At 69.8% G+C, this 6,937-nt stretch carries 6 protein-coding genes; 3 read left to right on the top strand and 3 right to left on the bottom strand.

The window, feature by feature from the left end; genetic code table 11:
* Positions 1-31: 31 nt before the first annotated feature.
* Entirely contained in the window at positions 32-307 is a 276-nt protein-coding gene (locus ACWDTP_RS36255; RefSeq protein WP_450028041.1) for a hypothetical protein, read from the top strand.
* Between the two features lie 15 nt (positions 308-322).
* On the opposite strand, the gene ACWDTP_RS36250 is transcribed toward ACWDTP_RS36255, so the two are convergent.
* Positions 323-628 carry a DUF7155 family protein gene (locus ACWDTP_RS36250; protein WP_450028040.1) on the bottom strand — a complete coding sequence of 102 codons (306 nt, stop codon included), beginning with the start codon at positions 626-628 and terminating at the stop codon, positions 323-325.
* Positions 629-689: 61 nt separating this feature from the next.
* A complete protein-coding gene (gene dnaG / locus ACWDTP_RS36245; protein WP_450028038.1) occupies positions 690-2,585 on the bottom strand; it encodes a DNA primase in 1,896 nt (631 codons plus the stop codon).
* Between the two features lie 75 nt (positions 2,586-2,660).
* On the opposite strand from dnaG, the gene ACWDTP_RS36240 reads away from it, so the two are divergent.
* Positions 2,661-3,509, top strand: coding sequence for an alpha/beta fold hydrolase (locus ACWDTP_RS36240; protein ID WP_450028037.1), 849 nt, complete (start codon positions 2,661-2,663; stop codon positions 3,507-3,509).
* Here the strand turns inward: ACWDTP_RS36240 and ACWDTP_RS36235 are convergent.
* Positions 3,506-4,795, bottom strand: a complete 1,290-nt coding sequence (locus tag ACWDTP_RS36235; RefSeq protein WP_450028036.1) for a deoxyguanosinetriphosphate triphosphohydrolase — start codon at positions 4,793-4,795, stop codon at positions 3,506-3,508. The genes ACWDTP_RS36240 and ACWDTP_RS36235 overlap by 4 nt on opposite strands.
* Before the next feature lie 59 nt (positions 4,796-4,854).
* Here ACWDTP_RS36235 and ACWDTP_RS36230 point away from each other — a divergent pair, with 59 nt between their 5' ends.
* A complete protein-coding gene (locus ACWDTP_RS36230; RefSeq protein ID WP_450028035.1) occupies positions 4,855-6,882 on the top strand; it encodes a TPM domain-containing protein in 2,028 nt (675 codons plus the stop codon).
* The last annotated feature ends 55 nt before the right edge of the window (positions 6,883-6,937 follow it).

Genomic DNA, 6,937 nt, shown 5'->3' with positions numbered 1-6,937 from the left:
CTGGGAAGCCCGTCGCGTTGGAAGGAATACTGTGATCCGCTACGCCGCCGTGATCGCCGTCGGCTACGTGCTTGGCGCGAAAGCCGGCCGCCGCCGCTACGAGCAGATCGCCAGCACCTATCGCGCGGTGACCGCCAATCCCGCGACGAAGGCGGTCATCGACGCCGGCCGGCGCCGGATCGCCAAACAGGTGTCACCCGATCCGCAATTCGCGACGCTCACCCCGATAGATGCGGAAACGTCGGTGCTCTCGATGGAAGACACCGAGAACACCGACGATTCGGTGCGGGCCAAGCCCCGCTGGTAGGGCCGGCCCGAGAAGTCAGCCCAGGCCCTGGTTGATGCTGGTGCCGGGCAGGAGCGGTCCGGTGCTCAATCCGGGGTTGCCGCTACCGGGCGCCCCGATCCCGATGGGCGGCAGACCGCCGCCCGCGGGCGTGCCGTTGGAGTACGACAGGCACCTGCCGTCCTCCTTGTTGCCGAACCAGGCCAGGCAGGGCGGGCCCGCGTTGAGGTCGGAGCCGGTCTGCGGGCCGGTGGCCGCGAAGACGGCGGGGACCGCGGCCGCTGCCACGGCGAACGCGCCCGCGGCGACGAACCGTCGCACCTTGATGCTGATCGATGTCACGAAGTCGCCCTTCTCAGCTGGCTCACATGATGGCGGCTCCACCTTATCGTGATGTGCACCGTCACGCAGTCAGGTCGTCGCCGCTGGCCTGTTCGAGCAGGCTGCGCCGGTAGGACTCCATCGCCACCAGGTCGCCGAACAGGGCGTGATATTCGTCCCCCTGCTCGACCGGCGACATCCGCTGCAGCTTGGACTTCACCTCGGCGATCTGGCGGCCCACCCAGACCTCCTGCAGACGGGCCAGCACGCTGCCGATGTAGCGCGGCAGTTTGTCGTCGTCCTCGACGTTGATGGCCTCCACACCGAGTTCGTTGACCAGGCCGGCCGCCGCCGGGGACGTGGTCTGCTCGCGGACCGCCTCGATCCACTGCGCACCGGTGACACCGGACGCCGTACCGCCCGAGGCCTGGATCGCGGTCCGGACCGCGGCATAGCCGGGATGGGTGAAGCTGTCCACGGTCAGCGAGTCGAAGACCGGCCCGGCCAGCGCCGGGTACTGCAAACCGGCCTTGAGCGCCTCACGCTGCGGCCACAGCGTGGGATCGGCCGGGTTGGGGCGTTGCACCGGCGGCGTCACCGCACGCGGTTGCGGCTGGGCGGCGCGCCGCCCGTTGCGGCGACCACCGCCCGCCTCCTCGCGGACCCGGCCGATCACCTGGGCCACATCGTCCCAGCCGACCCAACCGGCCAGCTGCCTGGCGTACTCGTCACGCAGGGTCGGATCCTTGATCCGGGCGGCCATCGGTACGCATCGACGCAGGGCCGACACCCGGCCCTCGGCGCTGTCGAGGTCGTATTCGGCCAGCGCGCTGCGAATGACGAACTCGAACAACGGGGTTCGCCGCGCGACCAGATCGCGCAGCGCGCCGTCACCGGAATGCAGCCGCAGATCGCAGGGATCCATCCCGTCGGCCGCGACCGCCACGAACGACTGCCCGGACAGGTTCTGCTCCCCCTCGAACGCCTTGACCGCGGCGGCCCGGCCGGCGGCGTCGCCGTCGAACACGTAGATCAGCTCGCCGCGGAAGAAGTTGTCGTCCATCATGAGTCGGCGCAACATCGAGAGGTGCTGTTCGCCGAAGGCGGTACCGCACGAGGCGACCGCGGTGGTCACCCCGGCCAGGTGCATGGACATCACATCGGTGTAGCCCTCGACGACGACGGCCTGATGTCCCTTGGCGATATCGCGTTTGGCCCGGTCCAGCCCGAACAGCACCTGCGATTTCTTGTACAGCACGGTCTCGGGGGTGTTGACGTATTTGGCCTGGTTCTGGTCGTCGTCGAACAGCCTGCGGGCACCGAATCCGATCGTCTCACCCGAGGACACCCGGATCGGCCACAGCAGCCTGCGATGGAACCGGTCCATCGGTCCGCGCTTACCCTCGCGGCTCAACCCGGCGGCTTCCAGCTCCTTGAACTCAAAACCCTTGCGGAGCAGATGCTTTGTCAGGGTGTCCCAACCCGGTGGGGCGAACCCGCAGCCGAACTGGGCGGCCGCGGCCGCATCGAAGTTGCGCTCGGTCAGGTATTTGCGCGCCTCGGCGGCCTCCTCGGACCTCAGCGCCTCGGCATAGAACTCCTGGGCCGCCGCGTTGGCCGCCAGCAACCGGCTACGGCTGCCCCGGTCGCGCTGCACGTTCGTGGTGGACCCGCCGGTGTAGGTGACGGTGTAGCCGACCCGGTCCGCCAGCAGCTCGACCGCCTCGACGAAGGTGACGTGTTCGATCTTCTGGATGAAGGCGTACACGTCGCCACCCTCACCGCAGCCGAAGCAGTGGAAGTGACCGTGGTTGGGGCGGACGTGAAACGACGGCGACTTCTCGTCGTGGAACGGGCACAGCCCCTTCATCGAGTCGGCGCCGGCCCGGCGCAGCTGAACGTAGTCGCCGACGACGTCTTCGATCCGGATCTTTTCACGGATGGCCGCGATATCGCGATCAGGAATCCGGCCGGCCACCGGATTAGTCTATGCGTGCGCGGAAGCGCCGTTGACCCGGTTTGCCACCGCTGCCGGAAAGGGAGGTGAACGGCGATGACGGCCGCCACAGAAGACACTGTCCGACCCGGCGGACGCCGAATCGCCCATGCCTGCTACGGGCCCCGCTCGGGAATGCCGGTCCTGTTCATCGCCGGTGCGGCATGCGGCCGGAAGATGTTGTTCGGACACCGGCACCTCGACAAACACCGAATTCGGCTGATTTCGGTCGACCGCCCTGGGATCGGTGCCTCCGACCCCGACCCGGACAAGACCTTCGATACGGTCGCCGCAGATCTCGCCGCGGTGATCGACACCGTCATCGGCTACCCGGTGCCGGTGGTCACCAACTCGCAGGGGGCACCGTTCGGACTCGCGCTCGCCACCACCGGGCGAGTGTCCGGGCTCGTGCTGGCATCACCGATCGACGATCTGGGCCATCCGCCGGTCACCGCACTGCTGTCCGCGGCACACCGCGAATTCGTCACGGCCATCGCGGCCGACCCCCGGGCGGCGACACAGGATCTCTGCGCCTACACCGCGACTGCCCTCTTCGACACGATCATGGCGGACTGCCCGCCGTCCGACCGCGCCGTCTACGACGATCCCGCGTTCCGCACGATGCTGCGCGCCGCGCTGTCCGACGGTTTCGCCCAGGGAGCGGCCGGATATGCCCGGGACACCGTGCTCGCCACCTCACCCTGGCCGGCGCATCTGCTGACTCCGGGTACCGACGTGCACGTGTTGTTCGGCAGCGACGACCGGGTGCACTCCCCTGACCTCGGCGCCAACCTCGCCGGCCGGATCGCCGGGGCCGACCGCACGATCGTCACCGACGTGGGCGGCGCACTGTTGTGGGCACGCGCGGAGATGGTCCTGGGCCTGCTTTCCGCGCAGCGCGGTTAATTGGCCAGAGGCCTCGGCGAACGCGCCTCGTGCACGCGTTCCAACCGGCTCTCGGTGTAGGAGGCGATCTGGTCGACCACCACGCGCAGCCGGGTCCCGTCGTCGGCGGCCGCCTCGAATTCGGCCGCGAACTGCGGGTCCAGGCTGCCCGGAGCCTGCGCCCACAGCGCCAGCGCCACCTCGTGGACCCGGGTGCGCTGATCGGCCTGGATCTGCAGATGCTGGTGATCGGACATGATGAACTGCAGCGCCAGCATCTTGAGCACCGCCACCTCGGCGCGCACCATGTCCGGCACCGCGAGGTCGGTGACGAAACGCCGCAGCGCCCCGCCACCCGCCACCGCCCTGGTCTCGGTGATCGCCGCGTTGGCGAACCGGCCGACCAGCTCACTGGTCAGCCGCTTGAGCGCGACCGAGGCCGCCACGGTGCCGTCGTAGCGCCCCACGTCGGCCACCACCGGCATCAGCGACAGGCGTTCGGCGGCGGCCAGCAGCTCGTCGTGCACCAGCGCCGGGAACGACCCGGCACCGAGCCGGGCCAGGGTGGCCGCCGCGTCGGGGTCGGCCAGCACCCGCAGATCGATCCGCCCGGAGATGACGCCGTCCTCGACGTCGTGCACCGAATAGGCGACGTCGTCGGCCCAGTCCATAACCTGCGCCTCCAGACACGGCCGCTCGGCCGGGGCCCCTTCGCGCACCCAGTCGGCGGCGGCGGAGTCGTCGGCGGGAAAACCGCCGTAGAAGCCGAACTTGCGGCGCTCCCCCTCGCGTTGCCACGGGTACTTGGTCACCGCGTCCAGTGCCGCCCTGGTCAGATTCAGACCTGCGGAACGCCCTTCGGAATCAAGGACTTTCGGCTCAAGGCGGGTCAGTATCCGGAAGTTCTGCGCGTTTCCCTCGAACCCGCCGAACGCCAGCGCGATCTCGTTGAGCGCGCGTTCGCCGTTGTGGCCGTAGGGCGGGTGCCCGATGTCGTGGGCCAGGCCGGCCAGGTCGACCAGGTCGGGGTCGCAGCCCAACCCGATCGCCATCCCGCGGCCGATCTGGGCCACCTCGAGCGAATGGGTCAGCCGGGTGCGGGGCGTCTCGCTCTGCCGGGGCCCCACCACCTGCGTCTTGTCGGCCAACCGCCGCAGGGCGGCACTGTGCAGGACCCTGGCCCGATCCCTGGCGAAGTCGGTGCGGTGCTCGGTGTCGGTCCCCGGCAGGACGGCAGCCTTGGCCGCCTCGACCACCAGACGTTGCCGGTCGAAGTCGTCATAGGGGTCGTTCCGATCTGCGTTCACCGAGGCACAGTCTGCCAGGACACGCCGAAGCCACCGCGCAGCACACTAGATTGACCGCCATGCGTATCGCCCGTCTGCTGCCCATGCTGCTCGCGATCCTGATCACCGGTCTACTGGCCGCCCCCGCGGCATCGGCCGAGCCACCGCTGCGGCTGGCCACGCAGCTCATCGACGATGCGGGCGTGCTGTCGGCTCCGCAACGCGACAACGTGCAGCGCGCCATGGACCGGCTCTACGACGACCGCCGGATCAAGCTCTGGGTGGTATTCGTCGAGACGTTCTCCGGCCAGAACCCGGTGGGCTGGGCGCAGAGCACCATGAGCCTCAGCGATTTCGGCGACGACGATGCCCTGTTGGCCGTCGCGACGGTCGATCGCGCATTCGCCTTCCAGGTACCCGACACCGCCCCCGACGGGGTCGCAGGCCGGGCCGAAGACATCCGGCGCGACAACATCGGACCGGCGCTGCGCCGCGACGACTGGGCCGGCGGGGCGACCGCGGCAGCCAACGCCCTCAACGCCGAGCCGCAGTCCCCGGCCGGCTCCGGCATGTCGTGGCCGGCGATGGTCGTCGCGATCGGCGTCGTGCTGGTGCTGCTCGGGCTGCTGTGGTGGTGGTCGCGGCGGCGACGCGCCAAGCGCCGCAAGGCCGAGTTCGAAGCCGCCAAGCGGGTGGACCCCACCGATCCGAGCGCTCTCGCCACCGTGCCCATCGACGCGCTCGACGACCTGTCCCGCTCGATCGTCGTCGACGTCGACAACGCGGTGCGTACCAGCGAATCCGAACTCGCGCTCGCGGTCGAGGAATTCGGCCCGACCCGGACCGAGCCGTTCAGCCGTGCCGTGGCGAACGCGAAAACCGCGTTGTCCCAAGCCTTCAGCGTGCGCCTCACCCTCGACGACGAGGTTCCCGAAACCCCGCTGCAGCGCCGCAATCTGCTCACCAAGGTGGTGGTTTCCGCGGCCAATGCCGACCGCGAGCTCGACACCCAGAGCCAGGCCTTCGAACAGTTACGCGATCTGGTGATCAACGCGCCCGCCCGGCTGGACACCATGACCCAGCAGTTGGTCGACCTGACCGCGCGGATGGGTCCGTCGCAGCAGACCCTTGACGGTCTGCACAAGCAGTTCGACGCCACCGCACTGAGTTCGGTGGCCGACAACGTCGACGGGGTCAGGGAGCGGCTGGCGTTCGCCGACCGCAACATCACCGGCGCCCGCGATCTGGTGTCCCGGCCGGCCAATGACCAGACCGGGCTGGTGGACGCGGTGCGGGCCGCCGAATCCGCACTCAGCCAGGCCCGCACCCTGCTGGACGCGGTGGACAGCGCGGCCACCGACATCAACCGTGCGCTGGCCGGGCTTCCGGCCGCCATCGCCGATATCGAGGCCGGTGTCGACCAGGCGAATTCGCTGCTGGCAGAAGCCGATACGCCGCAAGCGGATAAGCTCACCGCCGCCCGCGACGCGGCGGCCGAGGCAGCGGGCGACGCCAAGGCCAGGGGCGAGGCGGATCCGCTGGGCACCTTCACCCGGCTGACCCAGGCCGACGCCGCCCTGGACCAGCTGCTGGCCAGCGTGCACGAGCAGCGCGAGGCCGCCGAACGGCTGGCCCGCACGCTCGAACAGGCGCTGTTCACCGCGCAGTCCCGGATCAAGGCGGTGTCGGACTTCATCGAGACCCGGCGCGGCAGTATCGGCCCCGAGGCTCGCACCCGGCTCGCCGAGGCGAACCGGCAGCTTGAGGCGGCACAGGCCAAACAGGCCGGTGACCCGAACGAGGCCATCGCGCACGCCAATGGGGCGTCGACGCTGGCCGCGCAGGCCCAGGGGCTGGCCAACGACGATGTGCGCTCGGCTCAGCGCTCCTACTCCTCGCAGTACGGCGGCGGATCGGATATGGGCGCGGTGTTGGGCGGCATCATCATCGGCAACGTGCTGCGCGGCGGATTCAGCGGTGGCGGCGGGTTCGGCGGTGGATTCGGGGGCGGCTTCGGGGGTGGTCGAGGCATGGGCAGGCCTACCTCCTACGGCGGTGCGTCGCACTCGTCGGGCCGCAGTTACAGCGGTGGCGGCGGCCGGTTCTGACCGCCCCCTATCTCCGCGAGCAGACACTGGGGTACCCGGGAATGCGCATTCCGGG

This window comes from Mycobacterium sp. NPDC003449 (genome assembly GCF_053588415.1).
This window is presented reverse-complemented; position numbering and strand designations above follow the sequence as displayed.

Coding starts and splice junctions, on each gene's coding strand:
- ACWDTP_RS36230 (WP_450028035.1), top strand. CDS start 4,855: ATGCGTATCGCCCGTCTGCTGCCCATGCTGCTCGCGATCCTGATCACC.
- ACWDTP_RS36240 (WP_450028037.1), top strand. CDS start 2,661: ATGACGGCCGCCACAGAAGACACTGTCCGACCCGGCGGACGCCGAATC.